This window comes from Microcoleus sp. CAWBG640 (assembly GCF_020883015.1).
GTDB lineage: Bacteria > Cyanobacteriota > Cyanobacteriia > Cyanobacteriales > Microcoleaceae > Microcoleus > Microcoleus anatoxicus.
This window is the reverse complement of record NZ_JAHRFC010000023.1, coordinates 61403-85407: the sequence shown is the minus strand read 5'-3', so window position 1 is coordinate 85407 and position 24005 is coordinate 61403. Positions and strand designations below refer to the sequence as shown.

Annotated in this window: 18 protein-coding genes and 1 pseudogene; 12 read left to right on the top strand and 7 right to left on the bottom strand. The window is 42.6% G+C overall.

Features of this window, described 5'->3' with window-relative positions:
• Positions 1–161 precede the first annotated feature (161 nt).
• The 8 genes from AAFP11_RS14230 (at position 162) to AAFP11_RS14195 (ending at position 8656) form a co-directional block, all read left to right on the top strand.
• Positions 162–722, top strand: coding sequence for a hypothetical protein (locus AAFP11_RS14230; protein ID WP_341737655.1), 561 nt, complete (start codon positions 162–164; stop codon positions 720–722).
• On the top strand, positions 719–1390 hold the full coding sequence (locus AAFP11_RS14225) for a hypothetical protein (RefSeq protein ID WP_341737654.1): 672 nt from the start codon (positions 719–721) through the stop codon (positions 1388–1390). The genes AAFP11_RS14230 and AAFP11_RS14225 overlap by 4 nt, the downstream gene beginning before the upstream one ends.
• Before the next feature lie 447 nt (positions 1391–1837).
• A complete protein-coding gene (locus AAFP11_RS14220) occupies positions 1838–2092 on the top strand; it encodes a type II toxin-antitoxin system ParD family antitoxin (RefSeq protein WP_341737653.1) in 255 nt (84 codons plus the stop codon).
• Complete coding sequence (locus tag AAFP11_RS14215; RefSeq protein ID WP_333058482.1) at positions 2092–2388, top strand: type II toxin-antitoxin system RelE/ParE family toxin; 297 nt, start codon at positions 2092–2094, stop codon at positions 2386–2388. Before AAFP11_RS14220 ends, AAFP11_RS14215 begins: the two co-directional genes overlap by 1 nt.
• 153 nt (positions 2389–2541) lie before the next feature.
• Positions 2542–3123 (top strand): COP23 domain-containing protein, encoded by a 582-nt coding sequence (locus AAFP11_RS14210; RefSeq protein ID WP_341737652.1) that lies wholly within the window; start codon positions 2542–2544, stop codon positions 3121–3123.
• A 16-nt stretch (positions 3124–3139) separates the two neighbouring features.
• A complete protein-coding gene (locus tag AAFP11_RS14205; protein ID WP_341737651.1) occupies positions 3140–6214 on the top strand; it encodes a tetratricopeptide repeat protein in 3075 nt (1024 codons plus the stop codon).
• A 91-nt stretch (positions 6215–6305) separates the two neighbouring features.
• Positions 6306–7496 (top strand): TraM recognition domain-containing protein, encoded by a 1191-nt coding sequence (locus tag AAFP11_RS14200; protein WP_341737650.1) that lies wholly within the window; start codon positions 6306–6308, stop codon positions 7494–7496.
• Positions 7496–8656 (top strand): hybrid sensor histidine kinase/response regulator, encoded by a 1161-nt coding sequence (locus tag AAFP11_RS14195; RefSeq protein WP_341737649.1) that lies wholly within the window; start codon positions 7496–7498, stop codon positions 8654–8656. The genes AAFP11_RS14200 and AAFP11_RS14195 overlap by 1 nt, the downstream gene beginning before the upstream one ends.
• A gap of 569 nt (positions 8657–9225) precedes the next feature.
• Here AAFP11_RS14195 and AAFP11_RS14190 read toward each other — a convergent pair.
• The 3 genes from AAFP11_RS14190 to AAFP11_RS14180 all read right to left on the bottom strand — a co-directional run bounded on the left by AAFP11_RS14190 (position 9226) and on the right by AAFP11_RS14180 (position 11604).
• Positions 9226–9903 (bottom strand): response regulator transcription factor, encoded by a 678-nt coding sequence (locus tag AAFP11_RS14190; RefSeq protein WP_341737648.1) that lies wholly within the window; start codon positions 9901–9903, stop codon positions 9226–9228.
• A 275-nt stretch (positions 9904–10178) separates the two neighbouring features.
• Entirely contained in the window at positions 10179–10874 is a 696-nt protein-coding gene (locus AAFP11_RS14185; RefSeq protein WP_341737647.1) for a hypothetical protein, read from the bottom strand.
• A 298-nt stretch (positions 10875–11172) separates the two neighbouring features.
• Positions 11173–11604 (bottom strand): helix-turn-helix transcriptional regulator, encoded by a 432-nt coding sequence (locus AAFP11_RS14180; RefSeq protein ID WP_333205516.1) that lies wholly within the window; start codon positions 11602–11604, stop codon positions 11173–11175.
• A gap of 354 nt (positions 11605–11958) precedes the next feature.
• Here AAFP11_RS14180 and AAFP11_RS14175 point away from each other — a divergent pair, with 354 nt between their 5' ends.
• The gene (locus AAFP11_RS14175; protein WP_341737646.1) at positions 11959–12957 is read left to right on the top strand and encodes a hypothetical protein; all 999 of its coding nucleotides are present in this window, start codon (positions 11959–11961) and stop codon (positions 12955–12957) included.
• A gap of 7 nt (positions 12958–12964) precedes the next feature.
• Here AAFP11_RS14175 and AAFP11_RS14170 read toward each other — a convergent pair whose 3' ends face one another.
• Both AAFP11_RS14170 and AAFP11_RS14165 read right to left on the bottom strand, forming a co-directional pair.
• Positions 12965–14146: a hypothetical protein gene (locus AAFP11_RS14170; RefSeq protein ID WP_341737645.1), complete on the bottom strand. Its 1182-nt coding sequence runs from the start codon at positions 14144–14146 to the stop codon at positions 12965–12967.
• Between the two features lie 216 nt (positions 14147–14362).
• Positions 14363–17008: a DEAD/DEAH box helicase gene (locus AAFP11_RS14165; RefSeq protein ID WP_341737644.1), complete on the bottom strand. Its 2646-nt coding sequence runs from the start codon at positions 17006–17008 to the stop codon at positions 14363–14365.
• A 276-nt stretch (positions 17009–17284) separates the two neighbouring features.
• On the opposite strand from AAFP11_RS14165, the gene AAFP11_RS14160 reads away from it, so the two are divergent.
• Together AAFP11_RS14160 and AAFP11_RS14155 are read left to right on the top strand one after the other, a co-directional pair.
• Positions 17285–17584, top strand: a complete 300-nt coding sequence (locus AAFP11_RS14160) for a nucleotidyltransferase domain-containing protein (protein WP_341737643.1) — start codon at positions 17285–17287, stop codon at positions 17582–17584.
• A gap of 19 nt (positions 17585–17603) precedes the next feature.
• Positions 17604–17951: pseudogene (locus AAFP11_RS14155) on the top strand (HEPN domain-containing protein); the annotation flags it as partial.
• A gap of 265 nt (positions 17952–18216) precedes the next feature.
• Here the strand turns inward: AAFP11_RS14155 and AAFP11_RS14150 are convergent.
• Positions 18217–18456 carry an antitoxin gene (locus AAFP11_RS14150; RefSeq protein ID WP_341737642.1) on the bottom strand — a complete coding sequence of 80 codons (240 nt, stop codon included), beginning with the start codon at positions 18454–18456 and terminating at the stop codon, positions 18217–18219.
• A 163-nt stretch (positions 18457–18619) separates the two neighbouring features.
• On the opposite strand from AAFP11_RS14150, the gene AAFP11_RS14145 reads away from it, so the two are divergent.
• Positions 18620–19219 (top strand): alpha-ketoglutarate-dependent dioxygenase AlkB, encoded by a 600-nt coding sequence (locus AAFP11_RS14145; protein ID WP_341737641.1) that lies wholly within the window; start codon positions 18620–18622, stop codon positions 19217–19219.
• 170 nt (positions 19220–19389) lie between these two features.
• Here AAFP11_RS14145 and AAFP11_RS14140 read toward each other — a convergent pair whose 3' ends face one another.
• Positions 19390–23961 carry a CHAT domain-containing protein gene (locus tag AAFP11_RS14140; RefSeq protein ID WP_341737640.1) on the bottom strand — a complete coding sequence of 1524 codons (4572 nt, stop codon included), beginning with the start codon at positions 23959–23961 and terminating at the stop codon, positions 19390–19392.
• Positions 23962–24005: the final 44 nt, after the last annotated feature.

The following is a 24005-nucleotide window of genomic DNA, read 5'->3' as shown; positions in this document are numbered from 1 at the left end:
ACAGTCGATCGCTCATCACAGTCGATCGCTCATCACAGTCGATCGCTCATCACAGTCGATCGCTCATCACAGTCGATCGCTTAATATTTCTTTATACCACACTGTTTATTTATGTCCTACTACTTATATAATGTAGTTGTCACAATAATTAGGTTTGGCAATTGAATCGCCCTATCCAGCTTCTTCGAGTTCGAGATCGACAGGTAGTTAATGCTATCCTGACATCCGTTACTGAGAAGCATTTAGAAGATGCCACAACCCTCTGGGAACCAACCCTTCGAGGGAGTGGAGAAGAAGATGAATACTGGAATTGGGTTAGCAAAAGCTATCGAACTCAATTTTTACCGGGAGATGAACTATATGCCATTGAGTGTGATGGCATAACTCAGGGTTTAATGACTATCGATATTTTAAAAAAACGCTGCTATATTGAGTCTCAATTGAGACGAAGATTGGTCTACGTCAGAGCCCTAGCAACGGCTCCGTGGAATCGACCAGCTATTAGCAATCCTCCCACTTATAAAGGAGTAGGTGGAACTCTGATAGATTTTGCGATCGCTCGTAGTGAGGAACTAGGATACCAAGGAAGGATAGGCTTCCACGCATTGCCTGGTGCGCTAGTATTTTATAGAAAGTTGAAAGTGGGGCTGCTAGACTGCGGTTCAGATCCTGAAGAACCAGACAATCTTAATTACTTTGAAACATTAAGGAAAGATAAATGAGTAACTCAATTCCCTCCCAGCCCCAATCCACAATAGATGATACAACCAGTTATCCGCGCTTGATGGAACTGATAGAAGCAGAAGATGCAGCTAATGGAGAAGTTGGCTGCGGTCGGAATTTGGGTAATAAACCTTCAGTTTATCTGAAAACCTGCGGTATCAATATCTCTGATGAAAAGCTAAGAAATTTGTTAAGGGAGTATTTAGGTCATTTATTGATGGAGCTAGATTTTGACTCAATCATCAACCAGGTGAGTCATTTCGTAGAGTCATTAGTCGTGCAGGAACACACTCAATTAGAGCAGACAAGACCAACATTAATGCTTTTAGAATCAGTTTTTGAGCAGATTCCTGCGAAAGAACTCAAACAATGTATTGAGTCAGAATTGAGGGAGTTTTGTTCGGAAACTGCGATCGAGCAAATTGTTCAGTATACTGGTCAAGTGATTCACTATTCAATTCTCCAACCTCGACATAAGTGGCCCAAACCTATTTGGGTACTAAGTGTTCTTGAGAAGGTGTATATTGCTCAGGCATCTAGTTTAGATGCAGCAATTGCCCAAGTTAAAGCACAATATCCCGACGAAACCGGAGAGCTGCAAGTAATAAAAGTTGGAGGTGTTCTTGCACCAAACCAAGTGATTTGCTTGGACTTAATGAACAATTAATAAAAAATGCAGAATATGTCCGGTATTCTGAGTAACGCTGGAGTATGTCTTGTGCAGTTAGCAGTTTCATTGCACGATCACAAAAAGTTTTCAGCGATGCGAGCGCGATCGCGGTTGGAAAAATGAACTTGCTCAAAATGTTGGGTACGATCGCTCTCTCCAGGTCAACTGTAGGTAATCATTGTAGATTCGGATTAGTTGGAAACCCACTTAGGGCATGATTATACATCTCCATAAATTACAGATAAGTCTAAGCAGGATAAGGGTTTCAGATTCATTTTTGGAGATGTCTATTGGTTCATTTCGACCGATCGCGAGATTTACTTTAGCAATTGCTCAACTCGCTTGTACACAAGAGCGAGTTTTTTAGTGCAATAATAACAACAATTGCTATTCCCTGTTATTAAAGCCCAAATGGAATAGCCCAAATTACAGGAGGACTCAGGCATGAACGTGTCTTTGACACCGGAGTTAGAGCAGTATGTCCAAGAGAAAGTCTCAAGCGGACTATATTATTCTGCCAGCGAGGTGATCCGTGAAGGGTTGCGCCTGTTGAAAGAACGGGAACAATCCCAGCAAACTCGCTTGCAGGAATTGCGGCAGGAAATTCAGCTAGGGCTAGACAGCGGTGAGGCAACTCCCTTGGATATGCCAGCAATCAAGGCAAAAGCGCGGCAGCGTCGGCGGAGGAAACCGCAGTAATGGCCACGATCGTTAAACGCCCGCGTGCTGAACTGGATTTGCTAGATATTTGGGACTACATCGCTGATGATAGTTTAGATCGGGCTGACGAGTTTTTAGATCGCGTTGAAGGAAAACTGCAAACCTTGGCACGTAATCCAGGATTGGGCAGAAGGCGTGAGGAACTGTTAGCTGGGTTGCACAGCTTTCCGATTGGGAACTATGTGGTGTTCTACCGGGAAATTGAAAATGGAATAGATGTAATTCGTGTTCTGCATGGTTCACGGGACATAGAAGACATTTTCAGTCGCGGCTAATTCCTTATACTTTATTTTTTGGCGTTAGCAAACTAACTCGGATTTGCGGAATCGTTAGGGTGCGTTGTGTGGCTGTAAATAGCAGAGATTTCATCGGAAGCTTAGGGTTACGCAGATCCTATCCTTTGTGCAGCTAAAGTTTAGCAAAACAGTATGATGACGAACAATCCAAGCAATATCAAGGTCAAGCTCATCCAGGTATTAGTTGCTTTAGGAGCGACTATAGGTGCTTTAGCAGGCATAGTCGCTATATTACAGTTTTGTGGTATCACGCTTATCAAACCTCCTCAATCGGTAACTTTCATTTGCGGTGTGAGCCGTGACAATGTACCCACTACGTTTGCACAAGAAACCACAAACGGGGGCATTCCAAAGAGTAAGTCAGTGATTCGTTGGGTTTCTGACTTTGGGGATAAAGTGAACTATACACCACAAAAACGCTGTGAAGAAGTATCGAACCGCTTTCAGGATTACAGTAATCAGGGACTCCTGGATTACATAACAACTGGTAAAGAGAATGGTTTAGACACCATCTGTGTAAAAGATAAAGAACGCGGCGGCCCTTGTCGTTTACTGTGGACGCTAAAGCCAAAAACAAACCCTAAACTTGTTCTCCACCAGTTATTGTCAGACCATCTAGGAACAGGCACACTAGAAGAAAAAGGTTCTAATGACTCTGACATCTACATTGATGTGAACAAGCTTCTTAGCAAAATTCCTGTTGATAAAAACTAAAAGCCAGGATACTCAAATGCCAGCCAATCGTCGTTATCTTACCTTAACTACCGTGAGTCTATTGTTCGCCACTGCTTGTATTGGTGGCGCAGTGACAATGAGAATTACAGGCACAAGAATATGGGATATTCCTGTCTTTGCGCCTAGTGAGAGCGCTCAACCACTGACAAACCAACTTTCTTCAGAAAAAGTACAGGTAATCGCTCGCTCGATTACTGTCAAAGTCCTATCAAACAAGACTAGCGGGTCGGGAATATTGGTTAGCCAAAAAGGAGCGAATGGCAAAAAAGAAGACATTTATAGTGTCTTAACCAATCGGCACGTCTTGGTTCCTGGTGAACCATATCGCATCCAGACACCAGATGGTAAAATTTATCAAGCTAATGTGGTTAAGGATGTCAACTTTAAACGTAGCGATTTGGCTTTGCTACAGTTTAATTCGGCTCAAGATTACACTTTAGCTGAGTTGATGAGTGTATCGACACTGGCTGTGAATCAGCAAGTATTTGCCGCTGGATTTGTCTCTGACACTAAGAAGCTGGTTTTTACAAGTGGCGAAGTTTCTCTGTTGCCAGATCTGGCATTTCAGGATGGCTATCAAATTGGTTATACCAATAATGTTCAAAAAGGAATGAGCGGGGGGCCGATTCTAAATCAGCGAGGTGAAGTAATAGGCATTAATGGTATTATTGCCAATCCTATCTGGGGCGATCCTTATGTGTTTAAGGATGGTTCAAAACCTAATAGCAGTGAACGTGAGAAGATGAGCCGTTATAGCTGGGGAATAGCAATTAAGACTGCTGTTGAGCTATCGCCTGAGTTTGTCGAAACCAATCAAGTGAAAGAATTAGACAGGATTGCGGAAGAGATTACGGTTCGTATTGATTTTCCTAATGGCAATGGTTCTGGGGCAATTATTGCCAAACAAAATGGACTTTTTACTAATAATTATTACATTTTGACTGCTTATCATGTCGTGGATGAAGCAGTAAAATATCAGGTTGTTACGCCGGATGGCAGGCGACATTCAGTAGATTATAGCACTGTGAAACGTTTACCAGGGGTGGACTTGGCAGTGTTGCAGTTTACTAGCAATCAATCTTATAGAGTGGCAAGTTTAGCTAGTAAATCTCTATTTAACAAAGACCATTATTGGAATTTTGTCTGTGTTTCTGGGTGGCCAATTTCAAAAAATACTGGTGATCAACCTAGTCGTTTATTTTCTGTTGGTGCAATTATTGAACCCAATCTTATAGAGTTTGTAAGAAAAAATTCCGGGTCTTTGACTGATGGGTATGAAATGGCTTATTCAAATATAACAACAGGTGGAGTTAGTGGTGGCCCGGTTTTAGACATTAAGGGACAAGTAATTGGAATTCACGGAAGAGCTGATGGGGAAGAGACAATAAATCAGGCTGGTCAACAGCGTCGTATCCAGTTAGGTTATAGTTTTGGTATTCCCATTAGTAAATTTTTAGGGATGACCTCGCAAATAGGATTAAAACTTGGTGAATTTAAAATTGGTTATCCTGTATTACTAGACCTAAGTTTAGACAGAAATAATGTTCGCTCAAAAGAAAAAAGGATGCGAGACCTACTAAACATACTTGTAGCTTTATTGACGACAAATCCCTATTATTCTAAAGATTTAGATACTTCTAAAGATCCAATTGAATTAACAAATTATGCAAATAGCTTGTGGAGAATAGGATTAAATGCAGAGGCTTTAGAAGTTTTAAATAGGGCAGTTAAAATACAGCCCGAACTATATCAAGCATGGTATTTACGGGGATTAGTCTTATCGCTTAACAAACAAAAGTCAAAAGAAATAAATCAAGAAGCGTTGGCATCTTTTGCAGTGGTCACTATTATTGAACCTAAATTTTCCGCCGCTTGGCGATGGCAAGGTATGTTTTTACAAGAATTAGAACAATATGAAGAAGCACTATTATCTATAAATAAAGCTATTGAGATTGACTTTAATGATAGTAGGCTCTATAATGTGAAAGCTCATGTTTTGGGAGAACAAAAGCGGTATAAAGAAGCAATTGCCGCCTATACTCGCTCCATAGAAATTCAACCTAATTGGTATGCTTATTTCAACCGAGGAGTGCTGAAAAATAATTACATGAAAGATCGGCAAAGAGCATTAGATGACTATACAAAAGCAATTGAACTTAAGCCTGATTTCTTTCAAGTTTATGCCTATCGAGGGGGGGAGCGTTATGCGTTAGGAGATGCAAAAGGAGCATTAGATGATTATGCAAAAGCAATTGAACTTAAGCCTGACTATGCAGAAGGTTATGTACAGCGAGGTATGGTACAATTTTTATTAAAAAATAAGAAAGAAGCATTAGCTGATTATGAAAAAGCTATTAAACTTAAGCCTGACTATGCAGAGGCGTACTTTGCACTTGGCAATTACTACTTCGACTCTGAAAACTTACAAGCAGCAATTATTAACTTGACGAAGGCTATTAACCTGAATCGCAACTTGTTTGCAGCTTACTCGCTCAGGGCATCAGCTTATTATAAGCGCAATGATATTAAGCTCAATGATATACAGAATACAAGAACTAATTTCACTCAATCAATTCAGATCAATTCTGACCATTTAGAAGCTTACCAAGGTCGCGGAGAACTGTATTATAATATAGGAGAATATCAAAATGCAATTCTTGACTTTAGCCAAGTTATTCGGCTGAAATCTAACGATTTGCAAGCTTACAATAACCGAGGATTATCTTACCTTAAAATTAATAATCTTCAGAATGCTCGTAGTGACTTCGAGCGGGTTATTCAACTCAATCCTAATTTAGCTGAGGCTTATCTTAGTAGTGGGATAACCAGATTTAAATTGAATGATTATTCGGGAGCAGTTGATGATTTGACTCAGGCAATTAAGCGCCCTAGTTCTGATAATATCTGTACTGCCTGCGCTTACAAAATAAGGGGGATTGCTCAATCTCAACTGGGAAATCGTCAAGGGGCCGTTGCAGACTTAGAAAAAGCTGCACAACTTTTCCGTGAACAAGGGGATATGGCTAAATACCAATCGGCATTGGATCTGCTTAGGAAAGTTCAGGAATAATTCGATTGCAGAAATTGGACAAGTTATTGCTCGAAATGCTAGTCCGGGGGAGAGTAAAGACAATGAGTTTTTTGAGAAAGCAGGCGAATTGATGGCGAAGGGTTTAGTGCAGTTGGCAAAAAGCAGTCCTTACCCGGATTTAGCTTTTGTGTACGCAATTATTCAACTGCCAGATTTGGTCAAGCGCATCGACCACGCCGTCCACCGACCCGACGGTCATCCCCTCAAAATGGACAGGTGGATTGCCTCTAGTTTTTCGCAGTTATTAAGTTCAAAAGATGCTGAAAAAACAGTGGCGGGCATTAAGGCAACCGCAGAGGCAACCTATTCCAGTTTCATTCAAAAAGATTTGCTGCGGGCATTTATTGGTCGCAGCACCATTCCAATTGCTTTAGAAGGTAAAAAGTGCATTATTTTCAAATTAAATAACAAGTGGCGCACTGTAGTGGGGCCACTGTTAGCTGCTGCTATTCACTTATGTGTGGTGTCTAATTTGAGTCGGGTACGTTCTGACCCATTTTTGTACTGCTTAGACGAGTTTCCGTCTCTCAAGTTCGACAGAATGGATCAGTGGGCTAACGAATATCGTTCTGCTGGCGGCGTGCCGATTGTTGGTATTCAATCGCTCAATCAACTCTATAATCTCTATGGGGATAAAAAAGGGGCGGCGATCGCCAGTGCTCTGTCAACTCATGTCCTCTTCAACCCCGGCGATTTTGAGACAGCCGAAAAATATTCTAAGCGGTACGGGGAAGTGGAAGTGCTGGTAAAAAATCGATCGACCGGCAGCTCGACGGGGCAGCAAACGAGCCGTTCTGTCAACTGGAGCGAACAGTTGCAAAAGAAACCGCTGATTAGTCCTGACGAAATTCTGAGGTTTCCTCAAGGCAAGTGCGTCATCACTTCACCGGCCTACGCAACGGGGACGGAAGCTTTATTTCCCTACCCTCTCAAGATTCCGGTGCGGCCCGGCGACATAAAGCGAGCTAAAGAGTCTGAACAACTGTGGGACAGCAGCATCAGACCGCAGCTTGAAAGGCGGGCGAAAGCTTTGTCAGTAGAGCAGCAGACGGGTAAACTGCTCAATATAGATGAAGAGCTGGATCAGCGGATTCGATTCGCTTACCAATTGCTGCCACATCCGAACGATCCAGAAGAACCCGTGACTGTGGCTGATGTTAAATCGCCTGTTAATGCTGCTGGTGCGAACAGCGCGGCTGAAAAAATAGCGGTTGACAATATTCGTAAAAAACTTAAAAATCTGTCATTTGGCGATCGATAATGGAGCAAACTGAACAATTTTTGGCTGACATTTTGATTGTTGACGATATTCCAGCTAACATTCAACTACTGTCTCAAGTGCTAATTGAAAACGGTTACAAAGTCAGGAAGTTGATTAGTGGACAGCGAGCTTTAAAAGCAGTAGAGTTGCAAGCGCCAGACTTGATTTTGCTCGACATAAAAATGCCCGGTATGGATGGCTATGAAGTTTGCCGTCAACTTAAAGCATCTGAAGCTACTTGTGATATCCCTATAATTTTCATCAGCGCTTTAGATGACGTATTTGACAAAGTAAAAGGGTTTGAGGCGGGCGGTGCTGACTACATTATAAAACCTTTTGAGCCTGTTGAAGTGTTAGCGCGGGTATCTGCCCAACTTAAAATGCAGCGCTTGCAGCAGCAACTTCGCTGCGCTAACGTGCAATTGGCTGCACAAAATGTTCAGCTAAGCCAGGAAATTCAAGAAAGACAGCAAGCAGAAGCTAATTTAAAAATGCTGTTGCACGCTGTTTCGCACGATTTGCGATCGCCTCTATCGGGAATGTCGCTGCTGCTGCGAAGTCGCCTCAATGATGCTGCCAGTAACATTGCTATTGATAGGCGGACTGTGGAGGTTATGGTGCAAAGTTGTTCGCGCCAACTCCAGTTGATTGAGTCACTAACAGCAACACAACAGTTTGATGTGAAAAGTGCTTCTTTAGCCATGAAGCCGCTGTCGCTGCCCACTTTAGTCCAAAATATTATTATTGAAAGATTACCAATTCTCAACCAGCATCGAGTTAAGGTAAAGCAGCTTTTTCCAGCAGATTTGCCTTTAGTCAATGCTGATGCTCAGCAGCTTTGGCGGGTTTTTGGCAATCTGATTGACAATGCTGTTAAATACAATCAGTCTGGGTTTATTTTGACTGTAGAAGCTAAAAAGGAAGGTAAGATGGTTCGCTGTACGGTTGCAGACAATGGGGCCGGAATTTCTCCTCAGCAATGTGCAAGATTATTCGAGCCTTATACGAGGGGAGTTGGGGTTACTTTAAGGCAAGGGTTGGGATTGGGACTTTTCATTTGCAGGCAAATTGTTGAGGCTCAAGGCGGAGAGATTGGTGTTGATAGCGAATTGGGAAAAGGAGCGAGGTTTTGGTTGACCTTGCCAAAGTTTGAAGATTGACAAGATGTCATAAACTATAATTGTTTTGCGACTAAAATTTATCAAATACGAACGCCTATTTGAGAACAATAAAAAAAAATACTGACCCGATTTATATCAAATCCGTTGGCCTCGAAATTATTCCTCTCTCTCTTCCTCTGCATCCTTAGCGCCTTCGCGGTTAAATCATTCCGAGCCAACCGGATTTGGTATTATTATTCACTATCGTGCAAGCCAAAGAATATCTCGAATAACTGCTGTCTCCACTAGGAACAGTTAATGTCGATCGCGATGTCATATCACTTCCGGCAGCATCGGAATGATATCATAGCGATTGCGATTGCTTCGCTAAGAGCTCGCAATGACATATTTCTATCAAATTTGAAATGATATCATTCCGGTATAAACGGAATTGATATCACTTCTTAAATACGCGAAATTAACGTTTACTTCAGTCCGACTGCCGTCACTCCAGAATATGCATAAACCCTGGGAGTTTTGGGAAAAATGGCAACCGCAACAGTAATCTTTGAACCGTTTAGTAACTCGGTTACAGGTGTAGGAAAATGTCACTTTCTCTATTCTAACGGTTAAACCAGCCCCAAGCGCAGTGCTTTAATGGCTGCCTGGGTGCGATCGCTCGCTTCAAATTTAGCTAGAATCATCTCTACATGACCTTTGGCGGTGTGGACGCTCATTCCTAGTTGAGCAGCGATTTGTTTATTGCTTCTACCCTCAACTAGCTGCTGCAAAACCTGCATTTCTCTTTCTGTCAGTTTGATGTCGTCATTCGCACAGTTATCGGGCAGTGGCGTTTTGAGATTTTGCAGCACGCAGTCGGCAATCTTAGGGTCCAAGTAGCTGCCACCTTCTTGCACAGCCGTAATCGCTGCTAGAAGTTGTTCTGCGTTAGTGCCTTTAACGCAGTAACCGTGAGCGCCGCTTGACAAAGCAGCCATAACTTGAGTTGGATTGCTGTGGTGGGTGAGCATCAGAATCCGAGTATGCGGCAGTGCGGCTCTGATTTGCTGCGCGGCTGCAATACCGTCGATTCCGGGCAAGTCAATGTCCATCAGCACAATGTCTGGTTGGTGTTGCAGTGCGACACTGACGGCTTCGTTACCGTTAACAGCTTGGGCGACAACTGTTAAATGGGGTTGCTGATTGAGGATATGCTTTAGACCGAGCTGCATCATCGGGTCATCTTCAACTATCAGGATGGTTTTTAGTTGGCTTGTTTTTGATTGTGTCGGGGTAATTGCAGTCACGGCTAACATTCCTACTACATTTTATCCATACTATATTGTTTTTCCTCATATTAAAGAGTGTCATCCTCCTATCGAGAGAATAAAAGTATTAACTTCTGGGCAATTTCGTCTGGAAGAGAGTGGAGGTCTCTCGATAGGAGGATGGCAACAAAGTCCGTTTTCCTGAGTTTTAGGTGATAATAAAAATTTTCGTGATGCGGGCCGGAAAGCCCGCGTGAGTGCCTCACACTACCGTTTTCACCACAAATTCAGGAGACCCATACAGTCTGAACAAATTAGATCGACACTTCGTTGATTTCATCCAAATTAATTTCATCCAAATTGATAGCTGTTACTACTTCCTTCGGTTGAGATGTTAGATAACCGTTGAGTTTGACAACTGTTTGTTCTGTCTCTCGTTCAATGGTAGTCAAAAGCCAATTTTGAGTTTTTCGGTGTTGCTTGCTGTCCCAGGCAAACTGAACTTTTTCTGCTGGTTGAGTCGGGTGCAGTGCCAAAATAATCAGTTGCAGCTTGTGAGGCTCGATCTCGAAAAATTCGGTAGCTACCCATAACTTAACTCGGTCTTGCCAAGTCAGTACAGGATGGCGAATCGCCCACTCAAATAGTCTGGGTGTTCCTTTGACTAAACCCACATTTGTACGGACTTGTATCACTTTGAATGGAGGAGAAGGGGAAGAGTTTTCTTCTGTCACTCCCCTTTTTGTTCGGTCTAGTTTTGTTTGAAGTGGAATGTCAACAAATAGTTTGCGCTGCGGTAAAAACAGTGATGGCGATAGTTCTTTGAGTTGGAAAACCCACTGCTGGAACTGGGGGTGACTGTTGAGAATTGGCTCGACAGGTAATCCCATTAAATTTTGCTTGACAAGCAGTTGCAAGCGTTCTTGCAGATAGGAAGGAACAAGAGGCGGCTCTTGTAGTGGGCTAGTATGAATAGTTTGATTGAGGTCTGATAGAGTAAGGAGGTACATTGCTCAGAGCATAAAAGACTGAGCAATAGCGGCGATCGCCAGAAGTCAGGGAGAGTCTTTGCTGACAACTTAAGACCGATCGCTGGAGTCAGGAGTCAGGATTCGGATACTTAACGATTTTTTGATCGCTCCGATTTGAGTTTTCTAGCCAAAATCCGAGTCAATTCTGATCGTAATTGCTGATTGACAAATGCTTCCTTAACTTAAGTTGTCACCAATTGGGGGAGTGGGGAATGAGACGGTGATTTTTCCGGCTTCTCAACTGAAAACCGTAAGGGTGCAGGCTGCTTGTTACCAACTATACAAGTTTGGCTAAAAATGCTACTGATGAAGAAATGATATCGGCAATATCATCTGGATCGAGGGAATAAATCTTTGCTAAAACTTCTTTTTTAATTTTTTCAGAGCCTACCCTCTTGCTGCCACTCACTTGACCGATCGCCACCTCATCCAAACCGCGTTGATAAACTGATAGGGATATTTCTCCATCCAAATAAAGTTGCAGAGTCTTGGTACTGCCACCGCTTAACTTTGCCAGTTGCCGAAAGTTCTTAGAATCGGATTCGGGTATCGTTTTCCCCTTTAACCACCGATATACAGTTGAAAAATCTACTCCGATAGCGGACGCTAAAGCGCTTTGAGTCCAGCCTTCTTTCAGCAGCAGCTCGATCAACTGAGTCAGCCGCTTTTGGCGATCGAGTATAAGAGAAGATACAGAGCTAACAGTCACAATTGCTTACCGAAAATTTAGGTTTAAAGTCCTGGGGCACACGGGAACTAACGCCCTTGCGAGACATCGACAAGAGTTTGGCTGAGGAGACTCCTCCGAGTGTAAGCCGAGTCGTGGAAAGACGAAGCCTAAAGAGCGGTCTTTGGAATCCCCGTGCACGAACGCACCCGGAGGATGTCAACTGACGCTTTTACCGTACACTATTTTACTTTTTGCTGCGTTGAAACCGATAGTTTTTCGCTATTTTACCCCCTTTCTACAAACTTTGAGCAATCAAGGCCTTAATCGATTACGCAACTATTCTTGCATTATGCAATACTTAATCTTGCACCGCGCAAGAAGGACGGAACATCAATGTCATCCTCCAACACAGTTCGCGGTTCTGATGCACATAACTTCTCTGTTGTTCGCAGCGCTGAACTCACTGCGAGAGTTGCACAGGACTGCCAGCTAAACAAAGCCGACGCTAAAGATTTGTCTGCCCAGAGCACGCTCACTGATGCTGAAGCATTAGAATTAAGCAGCTTGGAAGCTACAGTCGAACGGAGTTTGAAAGCTTTTTGGGAAATAGGGCAAGCTTTGCGCCATATCCGGGATCGACGTCTCTACCGACAAGACTTCTCGACTTTTGAAGACTATTGCACTAATCGGTGGGAAATGTCTCGTCGCTGGGCTTACCAATTGATCGAGGCGGCAACCGTGTACGAAAATGTGCGCCATGGCGCACAAATCCTTCCCGCCAATGAGCGCCAAGTTCGCCCTCTAACAGCACTACCCTCCCAAGAGCAGCCTAGGGCTTGGGCCCAAGCCGTTTCTACTGCTCCGAACGGCAAACTTACGGCTTTTCACGTTGCCCAAGTTGTTGAAGAACACCAGAAAAAAATTTCGAGGAATAAGTCTAACAACGAGAACAGTTCCAAAAACCAACGAACTCAAACAGCCAATCATCCGTCAAACCGTGAAATTTCAGCATCCACTCAAAAGAATGCTGGGGAATTGGGAGCAACATCCAGTCAGACAGAAACTCCATGCCGAAGCTGCTGGAATTGCTATCATTGCAGTTTTGAGCCTGTTCAAGACGACCCTCACAGTTTTTATTGTCAAAAGCTAGGCAAACTAAGCTTTATTGAGAAAGATGGTAACGAACGAGGATCTAAATGTAAATTGTGGCTCGATCGATGGATCGAGCCAGAGTTAGTCAAAAAGGCAAAACGAGCTGAACGAGATACTTTTACCTTAACTATACAGCTCCCGATACACCTGCAAGCCCAGATGCAAGATGTGGCTAAAACTCAAGGGCTGGCTGTAGTAGATTGGGCAGCACAAATCCTTCAAGCAGCAGTTGGTAAGTAGTATTGGACTAGAAATCGTCCAAATTAAACAGCGTAAATTGGTGAGGCGATGTCGTCGTCTTTCTGGGTCGGCGTTTGCCCTTAACAACTTCTTGAACTACTGAATTTGAGTGAATTGATGTCTTCTCATTCAAGTCAATAACTTCTGAGCTTTCTCCTGAACTTATTTCATGTTCGACTGGACAATCAGTATCATTTTTAGCCTGAGACTCGACAGGCTCAAACCACTCATTATACCAATAAGTGGCGTTCGTTGATTGAGGTCGATCGCTACTTAAAGTATTGCCAAGGAGCAAATCAGTTTGACCCAACCACCAAATCGGAACAGCCAGCCAAGGTGAAAACATATAAAATTGGAACAAAGCGCATTTTAACACAGTAGGATCTATATCTTGACCGATACCGCTCAGACAGTAATTTGACTGTGTTAACATTAAAGCACCCGTACCGCAAGCGGGTTCATTGAAGCTGGAAATTCGCTCTGTCTTATCCCCGCTGACTAACTTAGATATGAACTGACACAAAGCTAAGGGTGTCGGATAAAACCCTGAACTTTTTTGAGCAGTCTTTCCGCAAATTTGGGGCAGCAGCCGGCCCATGTAATCTTCAGGATACAGCATGACAATTGACAGGTCAAACATCTGATAAAGACGCATTGATGCACCTTCACAGCCGGCGGGTTCTTTGGGTAAAATCTTGTAAGCTGGATGTCCGAATGCGAACAAAACCCAGTCCAAGAAAAACTCCAAATAGTCCCAAGCTGACCAAGTTTTCCATTCTCCATGTTGAGGAATGCAATTGAGAGTGTTATCTAGCATGGCTTCTGCGGCAGGAGAATGCTGCCATTCGATTTGGGGAATCGGTTCTGCTGGCAAAGTTTCCTCAATTACAAATTTGGGTAAGCTTTCGGGTTTTCTGTTCTCCAGAAGGGCTAGCATTGGCTCCATCTTCCACCGCATCCAGGCATGACTGGGGACAGCTTGACACAAAGCCCAATAATCCCACCTTCCCCATAAACATCGGTCTATTTGTGCGAGAATTGTTAAAAGCCAGCCATGCTTTAAATCTCGTTTTAGGTTGGGGATTAAAGCTTGCTTTTTCTTTGGTTTATAGGGTTGATTTCTGAAATGTAACAGTGTTGACTCTCTAATTTTGGAGTCAATGATTGGCAAGACAAGCTTGTTTTTCATGAGTATAAGTCTGAAAAATGCACCCCTAAAAACCGCAGTAGCGGTTCGCACAATTCTATGTTGATGCAAGCAGCGTCTTGTTTAATAAAAACAGTAAAAACAAATTGGGAATAGAGCGTAGCTTTTTTGTTTTAAAAAAGCTACACTCTATTCCCCACTCCCCTCTTCCCTATTTCTCTCTCCCCCTTTCCCTTTCTCAGCCGTCTATTCCACCAATTATTTTGATATTTGAGGAGTAGAAAATGCTTCGCACAGCAGCAGCCCCACCTGCTTGAGTAAAGCTTTGTTACCATCAGGGCATCCCGACTGAATCAAACATTTAGGACAGCCAGAACTGCAAGAACAACTGCGGGCTAACTCAGCAGCCGCATGAGCTAATTGAGGGAGGGAACGAAAAATAGCTTCCGAGGTTCCCGAACCCCCTTCTGCTAAATCGTAAAAGAGTCCTGCATAGTCATTTGCACCTCTCTTCTCTACCACAAAATTCACATCATTAGCTGAAGCCAAAATAGTCAGAGGTAAAGCTGCTAAAATTTGATGGCCGAAACTGTGAATAGCCAACAAATTCGCGGGGTACTCCCACAACTGCTGATATCCGGGCGGAATCTCCTGTTGAGATTGAAGCAATTCCTGGCGAGTAGCTGTTACTACCTGTTGCAGATAACATTCAACCGGGGAATTAAAACTAATTTGCAGTACAGGAGTCGCAAATTTTATTTCGTAAGGTTGCTCAAAGTTTACCTCATTAAGAACCGATGTTAGCTCAGCAGAGCGAGTTCTCTTGCCACAAACAGGACAGGCAGTACATTTTGGTAAATGCTCTTTGTAATTGACACACTTTCTATTGAGACAAGTTAACTCGTAATTGCGAGTTAATAATTGATAACCAGTGACGAGTTGGCTAATTTCTCCCCAAACCAGTTCCAGAATAGCTTGAGCTGGAATTGCATTACTATCCGTTGAATTGGTTTGAACATTTCCTTCAACTTCTGGAATAACCAACGGGATTTGTTGAGGCAAACTCAAATTCTGCTTGAGGCTGGTATGAGTGTGGCTAATCGCTACAGTAAACAGTCGAGTTTCAGGGGTGTTTTGCAAAATAGCTTTGCCATTCAAGAGCGAGCGCGAAGTATAAGTCACCAAACAGCCGTCTGAGTTTTGCGTGCGGTAAATAGCACCAGGAAATACCTCTCGATAAGCAATCTCCGCACTGAGGAGTTCAATCTCTTCTTGAGTATCCGCATCCACCAGTTGTATCGTGCTAGCACCCGTTCCCCCTCGAAAGTTTACATCTTTATGCGGAAAGCCTTTAGCCCATAATTTATCCCGGCTTTTGTGAAGAACACCTTGCTCAATTAAAGCCGTTGCAATTATATGAGCGTTCTTGCCAAAGTAGTGCTTGAGCTTATTGGCAGGAATGCCTGTTTCGACAGCCGCGCACATCAAATGTTTGGCAATATCTATGGGATAATTGGCATTAAAGCTCACCACTTCAGATTCGGCCGACAGCAACAATTCAGGGCGCTCGGCAAAATAGTTATCCAAAGGTGATTGTGCAATGGGAATGAAGACAATTAAACCGGATTTTGTCCGACCGGCCCTGCCAGCCCTCTGCCTGAAAGCTTGCAAGCTTCCCGGCCATCCCCTAATAATAGCAAAATCAAGTTGAGGCAAATCAATTCCCGCTTCGAGAGCGCTGGTGCTGAGGATACACTTAACTGTTCCTGACTGCAAAGAGTTAATAATTCCCATGCGGCGCTCGCTTGTTAAACTGCCGTAGAAAATTGCTACTTGCGACTCAATTCCACAGTTAGTTTGAGCTATAGCTTCTTGCTTAAAAGTTGCCCACAAGTTCTTAATTGCTTGTCTGCCGTTACCGAAGCAAATTCCGCTTTTCCCTTGCTGCAACAAAAACATAATGATGCGAGCAACATCGGAATTAGCATCATGAGTGGGTTTAGTAACAATTAATTGCCGTTCTGGGACAGCAGCTCCGCTAGAGTTAATCCAAACTAACCGCTCGGGTTTATTGATATTTCGCTTTCGACTTCTACCAGATAGTAACTTCGCTAATTTAACGGGATTGCCAACGGTAGCACTTAACATCAGGAATTGCAGTTTTTGAGAAGAACCTCCGCGCTCGTCTACTGCCAATTTTAATCGGCGAATTAAGCTAGCCATGTTAGCTCCGTAAACTCCGTTAAAAGTGTGAGCTTCATCTAGGACAATATAGCGGAGGCGACTTAAAAAATGCTGCCAAGGCTGACTCCAGTGAACGCCTTTCAGCGCATAGTGAATTAACTCTGGTGTTGCGCTGATTATGCTAGGGTTTGCAGCTAATAATTGTTCTCGGGTTTTGGGAGGAGTATCCCCAGTTAGAAGGGCAAGGCGCGGGCGCGCAGGCTCAGGAATCAGTTGGAGCAAATCGGCAAGTTTTTGACTTTGGTCGGCTGTTAAAGCTTTCAAACCATAAATAGAGAGTGCAGTAAATTGATGTTGGAGAATGCCCTCTAAAATAGGCAAGTACGCACTTAAAGATTTGCCAGAAGCTGTTGCTGTGCTGAGGATGACATCTTTGCCCTGGCGCACGGCTTTAAGTGTTTTAATTTGGTGCGAATAAAGCTGTTGAATGCCTTGGCTGTGCAAAGCAGAAATTATTGAAGGCGGCAAGTCTTGAGGAATTTTGTAGAGCTTAGGAGTTATAGCAGGCGCGATTGTCTGATAAATAACCTCTTCGCCTAAAAACTCACACAAATCGGCTGTTGCAGTTGGCTGCAAATGGCTTGCTTCTGGGAAGTTATTTTGGTTAAAATCATGTCTGGCTATTAGTTGGGAAAGAAGGTTGATATAATTGGGAGGCATTGGTCACTCTATGAATGAATCTTTTCTCTCTTACTACCGATAGGTAGGAAAAAGAACGAGAGAGGAAATGGCAAAAAAAACAACTGGGAGTCGGACTGCTTTTGGTAGGAATTACAACCTTTTAAACTTGCGACGATCTTGACAAAATTTACAATTATGCTAGAATCAATTAGATTGATTAAACAAAATGCAATTTATTCCTATTTGAGACTGGTCTTAATTACAAAAAAATCAATAAAGGAGCATTAATTGAGTATGATAGAAAGGGATAACATCATGCAATTAAGTCAGGCTATTGTCAATGGATTTCAGCCAGAAAAAATTATTTTATTTGGCTCCTATGCTTATGGAAACCCTCAAAATGACTCGGATGTAGATCTGCTAGTGATTTTGCCATACAAAGGGAGCAATTTTCGCAAAACTTGGGAAATTTTAAATAAAGTTCAACCAAAGTTTGCCATAGATTTGTTAGTGCGAACTCCTGTAGAGATTGAGCAACGCCTAGCCTGGAATGATTTTTTCTTGCGAGAAATTATAGAAAAAGGAAAGGTGATTTATGAATCCGCTAACAGTTGAATGAGTTGATAAAGCTGAAGGGGATTTTACTACGGCTTTGCGGGAATTACGAGCGAGGAAATCTCCCAACTATGATGCGGCGTGTTTTCACGCTCAACAATGTGTTGAGAAATATCTAAAAGGGCGTTTACAAGAAGCGGGAATTAGTTTTAGTAAAACTCATAATTTGACATTTTTATTGGATTTACTTTTACCTGTTGAACCTAATTATGATATTTTTCGCCAGAAACTTTTAGCGTTAACTGCTTTTGCGGTTGCTTATCGTTATCCAGGGGCTTCTGCTGATAAGGATACAGCACGTCAAGCATTAAAGTTTTGCAAAGAAGTCCGGCAAGAAGTGAGGTTAAGTTTGGGATTGAGTCCATAAAAAAGCGATCGCACTTCCATTGAGTCAGAAACCGGGTTTCTTAAAGATATTTAGTTTTCCCCAACAGTCCCTAACTAGAAACCCGGTTTCTTGTCTTGGGAAAAAAGCGCGATCGCGTTTCCTTGAGAAACCGGGTTTCTGGAGATATCTGGTTTTCCCCAAAAGTCCCTGAGCAGAAACCCGGTTTCTTCCCTTAGAGGAGTTCGTCGGTTATCCAGACGACGTGCAAACCCACCTTAGCATCCGCGATCGCCTATATTTTCGGCTAATTCAGAGATAATTGCCGCTTAGAAACAACGCAGTCTTGCAAATAAAAATTAATTAGTTCCTGAGAAGATATACCTTTTTCCTGAGCCATCGTTTCAAAATATTCAATCACATCAATTCCGAGAGAAATAGTGACCTGTTTTTTTAACTGTTTAGCAAAAGGATTCGGTCTTTTTTTCATTTTTGACAGATCGTATTCCGGTTCCATTGTTTTATCTCCTATATTCTTGACTTTCATTCCCTGATTTTGGGGTGGTCACTTGGAAGCTGATTAGCCCGATAGTGGAAGTGATGAAATCATTGTCATTTTAGCCAATTAATACTATAATATAGATCTAGCTGATTGATGATTTACAGAAAACCGGGTTTCTTCAAGAAACCCGGTTTCTAAGGATAATCCCATGCCTAATATCAATTCAAATCCCCAGGAGCAAAACCTAGAACTGAATAATGCCGAAGTAATTTTCTATCCCGGCCTATTTCAACCTCCAGAAAGTCACCAACTCTTTACCGAATTATTGAATCAAATAGCCTGGAAAGAAGAACCGATAAAAATCTTTGGCAAATCGGTGCTTCAGCCTCGGTTAACCGCTTATTATGGAACTCAGGCTTATACCTATTCCGGTGTGACCATGCAGCCCTTACCCTGGAATGAACCGCTATTACAAATCAAAGAAAAAATCGAGCCTTTAGTTAATACTCAGTTTAATGGAGTTCTGCTGAATTTATATCGCAATGGTCAAGATTATATCGGCTGGCATAGTGATGATGAACACGACTTAGCCAAAGGTGCGGTAATTGGTTCTCTGAGTTTGGGAGAAACCAGGCGGTTTATTTTTAGACGTAGGGACGATCATCAAAACAAAATTGAACTGAATTTAAGTGATGGTGATTTTTTGGTGATGGGGAGTGGTACTCAGAAGTTTTGGCAGCATCATGTCCCGAAAACGGCTAAATCGACTCAGCCCAGAATTAATCTAACTTTTCGGGTGATTAAATAAATTAATGTGAGAAACCCGGTTTCTTTGGCCCTGCGTAAGTCCTAATTTATTTAGACTTGGGATGATCTTGACACACTTTTAACTTTTGTTTTTCCTCTGGACGAGTAACGAAATAATCTTTTAACCAATCGCACCCTGTCGCTAATAATTCATTTTTATTTGCTCTTTTATTAGTCTTTACTAATTCCGTCACAGAGGTGTCTATCACTATCGCTGACATTGGCACTGGGGTTGTGCAAATACGCACGCACCTTATCGCAACCGCGCACCAATAAATCGTCAAAATTCCAATTCCATAAATCCACTTTGTCCTCATTCCCAACAGCCAAGGTTTTACCATCGGGGCTAAAACTGACACTCCAAACCTCATACCTATACCCCCCGATACTCAAAATTTTGGAATCAGGGGTAGTGACATCCTCGACTTGGACGGTTTTATCCTCACTACTAGAAGCCAAGGTTTTGCCATCGGGGCTGAAACTCACACTTAAAACGTTCTTGATGTGTCTCTTGAGGGTACGGATTTCCTTGCCGGTGGCGACATCCCAGAGTTTGATGGTGTTGTCATCACTGCCAGAAGCCAAGGTTTTACCATCGGGGCTGAAACTGATACTCGTAACTAATCGGTTATGCCCATTGAGGGTGCGGATTTCCTTGCCGGTAGTGACATCCCAGAGTTTGATGGTTTTGTCATCACTACCAGAAGCTAAGGTTTTGCCATCAGGGCTGAAACTGACTACCCTAGACCCCTGGAGGGTGCGGATTTCCTTGCCGGTGGTGACATCCCAGAGTTTGATTGTGTTATCACCACTGCCAGAAGCTAAGGTTTTGCCATCGGGGCTGAAACTGACACTCAACACCATATTGCCATGCCCCTTGAGAGTGCGGATTTCCTTGCCGGTGGTGACATCCCAAAGTTTGATGGTGTTGTCCCAACTGCCAGAAGCCAAGGTTTTGCCATCGGGGCTGAAACTGACACTATAAACAAAATTGCGATGCCCCTTGAGGGTGCGGATTTCCTTGTTGGTGGTGACATCCCAGAGTTTGATTGTGTTGTCAGCACTGCCAGAAGCCAAGGTTTTGCCATCGTGGCTGAAACTGATGTCGAAAATTAGATTGCCATGACCCTTTAGGGTGTTGATTTCCGTGGGGGTGGAGACATCCCAGAGTTTGATTGTGTTGTCATCACTACCAGAAGCTAAGGTGTTGCCATCAGGGCTGAAACTGACACTCCAAACCTGATTGCTATGTTCCTTGAAGGTGCGGATTTCCTGTCCGGTCGAGACATCCCAAAGTTTGATGGTTTTGTCGTCACTACCAGAAGCCAAGGTTTTGCCATCGGGGCTGAAACTGATACTCAAAACCCCATCACTATGCCCCTTGAGGGTGCTGATTTCCTTGCCGGTGGCGACATCCCAGAGTTTGATGGTGTTGTCATCACTGCCAGAAGCCAAGGTTTTGCCATCATGGCTGAAACTGACTACCCTAGACCCCTGGAGGGTGCTGATTTCCTTGCCGGTGATGACATCCCAGAGTTTGACGGTTTTGTCAGGACTGCTAGAAGCCAAGGTTTTGCCATCATGGCTGAAACTGATACTCAAAACCTGATTGCTATGCCCCTTGAGGGTGCGGATTTCCTTGCCGGTGGTGACATCCCAGAGTTTGATTGTGTTATCACCACTGCCAGAAGCTAAGGTTTTGCCATCGGGGCTGAAACTGACACTCAACACCATATTGCCATGCCCCTTGAGAGTGCGGATTTCCTTGCCGGTGGTGACATCCCAGAGTTTGATGGTTTTGTCATTACTGCCAGAAGCCAAGGTTTTGCCATCGGGGCTGAAACTGACACTATAAACCGCACTGCTATGCCCCTGGAGGGTGCGGATTTCCTTGCCGGTGGAGACATCCCAAAGTTTGACGGTGTTGTCAGCACTGCCAGAAGCCAAGGTTTTGCTATCGGGGCTGAAACTGACACTCAAAACCTGACTGCTATGAGTTTCCAAGCGGTTACGTTCTCTTACCTCTAAAACTACTTTTTGCAAAGCACCTACTAACTCAATTGAGGGTTCCGCTTTGAGACGTTGAACTAATACTCCTGCCCGTAAACTTTGCATCAGCGCAGCCAACTCTTTCCCTTGGCTCAAACTTATGTACACAGAGCTAACAATAACATCGCTTTTGGTGATTTCGGCTTGTCGCCATTGCCAAACAGCACCGATAGCCAATAAAGAAACAGTTACTAAACCCGCAGTTAACCCAGAAATTAGTTGTTGACGTTGGCGATCGCGTTTTTTCTGACTTTTCTCAATATACCCCCTTTCCTTCTCAGAAATTTGTTTCCCCCGTTGTTCTAACCAACTTTCAGCCTCTTTTAATAACCCCCCGTCTAACAAATCCTCATCTTTCTTTTCCCTCTCCCATTTAATCAAATCGTCGCGTAACCGTTCTTGCCAGCGCCGAAAGTCCCAATCCCGATCAATCCAATTTTTTAAACGTTCCCAAGCAGTAATTAAAACTTCATGAATTAACTCAACAGAAGCCCCCTTTTCCTCATCTGTCACCACTAAACGTTGATCCGCAAACTTAGTTACTAATTGCCAATTTTCCTTACCAATATCTTCAATAGTCGCTATTTTCCGAGTAACGATGCGATTGACTTCCCCAGGATTTTGTTGTGTAATTGGTTGTACTAACTGTGTCATAATTTGGCGCGATCGCTCTTTTTCCTCTTCCCCTAATTTTAGATAAATATTCTCAGCATAATTTCCTAAAATTTTAGTTAAACCACCCATTTTTTCATAACTTTCTAAAAAAATAAATCCATAGTTTTGCTGTTTCCACAATTCCTCTAAAGCAAATTGCAACATCGGTAAATGACCGGAATTTTTTCGATAATCCTGAATAATTTTATTGATTAATTGTTCCGAAAATTCCACCTCAAAATTTTTTACAGGTAGAGTGATCGCTTCTATTAACTCCTCATCCGTCATCGCCGTAATCAACTCTTTCCCACCCTGGTTTAAAATCTTCCCTAACGCTTCATAGTCTAACGCTTGAGGTAAAAAATCAGCGCGTAAAGTTAAAACAATTTTCCAACCCGCTTCATGGTTAACCGCATACACTAAAGCGGATAAAAATGATTGACATTTATCAGAAGGACATAAAGTATAAAGTTCCTCAAATTGATCGATCGCTAATAAAATTTTACAAGCAGATTTTTCGACTTTAGTTTGTACAATCTGAGTTAGAATTTTAGTTAATTCCTGTTCATTGGCTTCTAAATTAACCACTAATTCTAAAAATTTTATTCTATCTTCAGTTAAAGAAGGTAAGATTTTTCCTAATTCTTCTGCTAAATTTTCCCAAGGATTACTCTGGGGAAAACCCGGACGAATTTTGACTACAAAACGGGGTAATATTTCTGTAGCTTCAGCTTTCCATACCGGAATTAAACCCGCAGAGACAACAGAAGATTTCCCACTTCCAGAAGCACCAATAACAGCTACCAGTTTTTCAGTTTCCACAACTTTGACAAGCTGCTTAGTAAAAGTTTCTCGCCCAAAAAATAAGGCTGCATCTTTCTCTTGAAAAGCCGATAAACCCTGATAAGGATTAGGGGGAATTACTAAATCGTGCCAACGTAGCGGAATTTCCGCTGGATTTTGGCATAAAACAGGCAACCAACTGACACAGGGAACATCACTTTCTAAGATTTGTAACCGTTTTCGACTATCACGGATAGCGGCAGATAAGGATAAACCTTGAGTATAAGCTTTTAGGAAATGTTGGAGAAATTTAGGGGCGATCGCTATCGGTAAAATCTCCCGCATCACAATAATTTGCGGTAAATATAAATCTTCTCCTTCTGCTAATTGATAGGCAATCCCTAACCCATCGCAAGCATTAAAAATTGCTAACTTTAAACCATTATTTATAGCCCTTTTGAGATGATTCTTAATTTCATCAATTGTCAACCAGTCTTGAGAATTAATTTTAATCTTGCCGATACTTCCATCACTCTCTGTTTTTCCATGACCCGCAAAAAATAAAATATCCCATTGTTTCTCCCATAAAGGTGCATCTAAATCGCGCCGTTGAGGTTCTTTTAACCAACAAATTTCAGCATCAGGAATTAATTTCTGAATGACGGCTTCATCCGCATCTGTTCCCGCATTATCTCCCAAAATGACTAAAATTTTAACTTTCTCTTTTTTCCCTGAATTTCCTGAACCTTTAACCTGTTTAAACTTAGGAGAAGCTAAAACAATTTCCGCGTTAGGAATATGCTCTAATAAATTCCATTCATACCAAGGTAAACGTCGCAACCAGTGATTTTCTGTGGCTAATAAAATTCTGGTGCTGGTTGAGTCTTGTAAATGATTAAGGAGTAAATTGACTATTGATTGAAAATCGGGCGATTGTAACCAATTATTTAAGGTGTCCGCTAATAACTTAGCCGCCTTTCTACAAGCTGCAAAAGCTTCATCCTTATCAGAAGCATTCGTCCAACCACCTGTCTTACTTAACCGGCTAGGAAAAAATTCCTCTAAATTCTTGTATAAGCTTTGCCAATGACGATATTGTTCTAATAGTTCAATATGTGGTGGTAACTTCCCTGATGCACCCGCAATGGCCAAATTAGCTTGATTTTTTGTGGTTCCTCCATCTTGCCGGACTTCTGCCTGTACGACAAAACCCTTGTCAAATTCCCCACTAATATTGAGAGTAACTAACTTTTCCATAAACCCTCCTAATTTTATGAATTCTGTTACCAACTGGAGCAATA

What these genes read in the sequence shown, in the direction of transcription:
- AAFP11_RS14200 (WP_341737650.1), top strand. Translation starts at nt 6,306, where the DNA reads ATGGCGAAGGGTTTAGTGCAGTTGGCAAAAAGCAGTCCTTACCCGGAT.
- AAFP11_RS14150 (WP_341737642.1), bottom strand. Translation starts at nt 18,456, where the DNA reads ATGAAAGTCAAGAATATAGGAGATAAAACAATGGAACCGGAATACGAT.
- AAFP11_RS14175 (WP_341737646.1), top strand. Translation starts at nt 11,959, where the DNA reads ATGTCATCCTCCAACACAGTTCGCGGTTCTGATGCACATAACTTCTCT.
- AAFP11_RS14140 (WP_341737640.1), bottom strand. Translation starts at nt 23,961, where the DNA reads ATGGAAAAGTTAGTTACTCTCAATATTAGTGGGGAATTTGACAAGGGT.
- AAFP11_RS14220 (WP_341737653.1), top strand. Translation starts at nt 1,838, where the DNA reads ATGAACGTGTCTTTGACACCGGAGTTAGAGCAGTATGTCCAAGAGAAA.
- AAFP11_RS14160 (WP_341737643.1), top strand. Translation starts at nt 17,285, where the DNA reads ATGCAATTAAGTCAGGCTATTGTCAATGGATTTCAGCCAGAAAAAATT.
- AAFP11_RS14225 (WP_341737654.1), top strand. Translation starts at nt 719, where the DNA reads ATGAGTAACTCAATTCCCTCCCAGCCCCAATCCACAATAGATGATACA.
- AAFP11_RS14195 (WP_341737649.1), top strand. Translation starts at nt 7,496, where the DNA reads ATGGAGCAAACTGAACAATTTTTGGCTGACATTTTGATTGTTGACGAT.
- AAFP11_RS14205 (WP_341737651.1), top strand. Translation starts at nt 3,140, where the DNA reads ATGCCAGCCAATCGTCGTTATCTTACCTTAACTACCGTGAGTCTATTG.
- AAFP11_RS14210 (WP_341737652.1), top strand. Translation starts at nt 2,542, where the DNA reads ATGATGACGAACAATCCAAGCAATATCAAGGTCAAGCTCATCCAGGTA.
- AAFP11_RS14145 (WP_341737641.1), top strand. Translation starts at nt 18,620, where the DNA reads ATGCCTAATATCAATTCAAATCCCCAGGAGCAAAACCTAGAACTGAAT.
- AAFP11_RS14170 (WP_341737645.1), bottom strand. Translation starts at nt 14,146, where the DNA reads ATGAAAAACAAGCTTGTCTTGCCAATCATTGACTCCAAAATTAGAGAG.
- AAFP11_RS14165 (WP_341737644.1), bottom strand. Translation starts at nt 17,008, where the DNA reads ATGCCTCCCAATTATATCAACCTTCTTTCCCAACTAATAGCCAGACAT.
- AAFP11_RS14185 (WP_341737647.1), bottom strand. Translation starts at nt 10,874, where the DNA reads ATGTACCTCCTTACTCTATCAGACCTCAATCAAACTATTCATACTAGC.
- AAFP11_RS14215 (WP_333058482.1), top strand. Translation starts at nt 2,092, where the DNA reads ATGGCCACGATCGTTAAACGCCCGCGTGCTGAACTGGATTTGCTAGAT.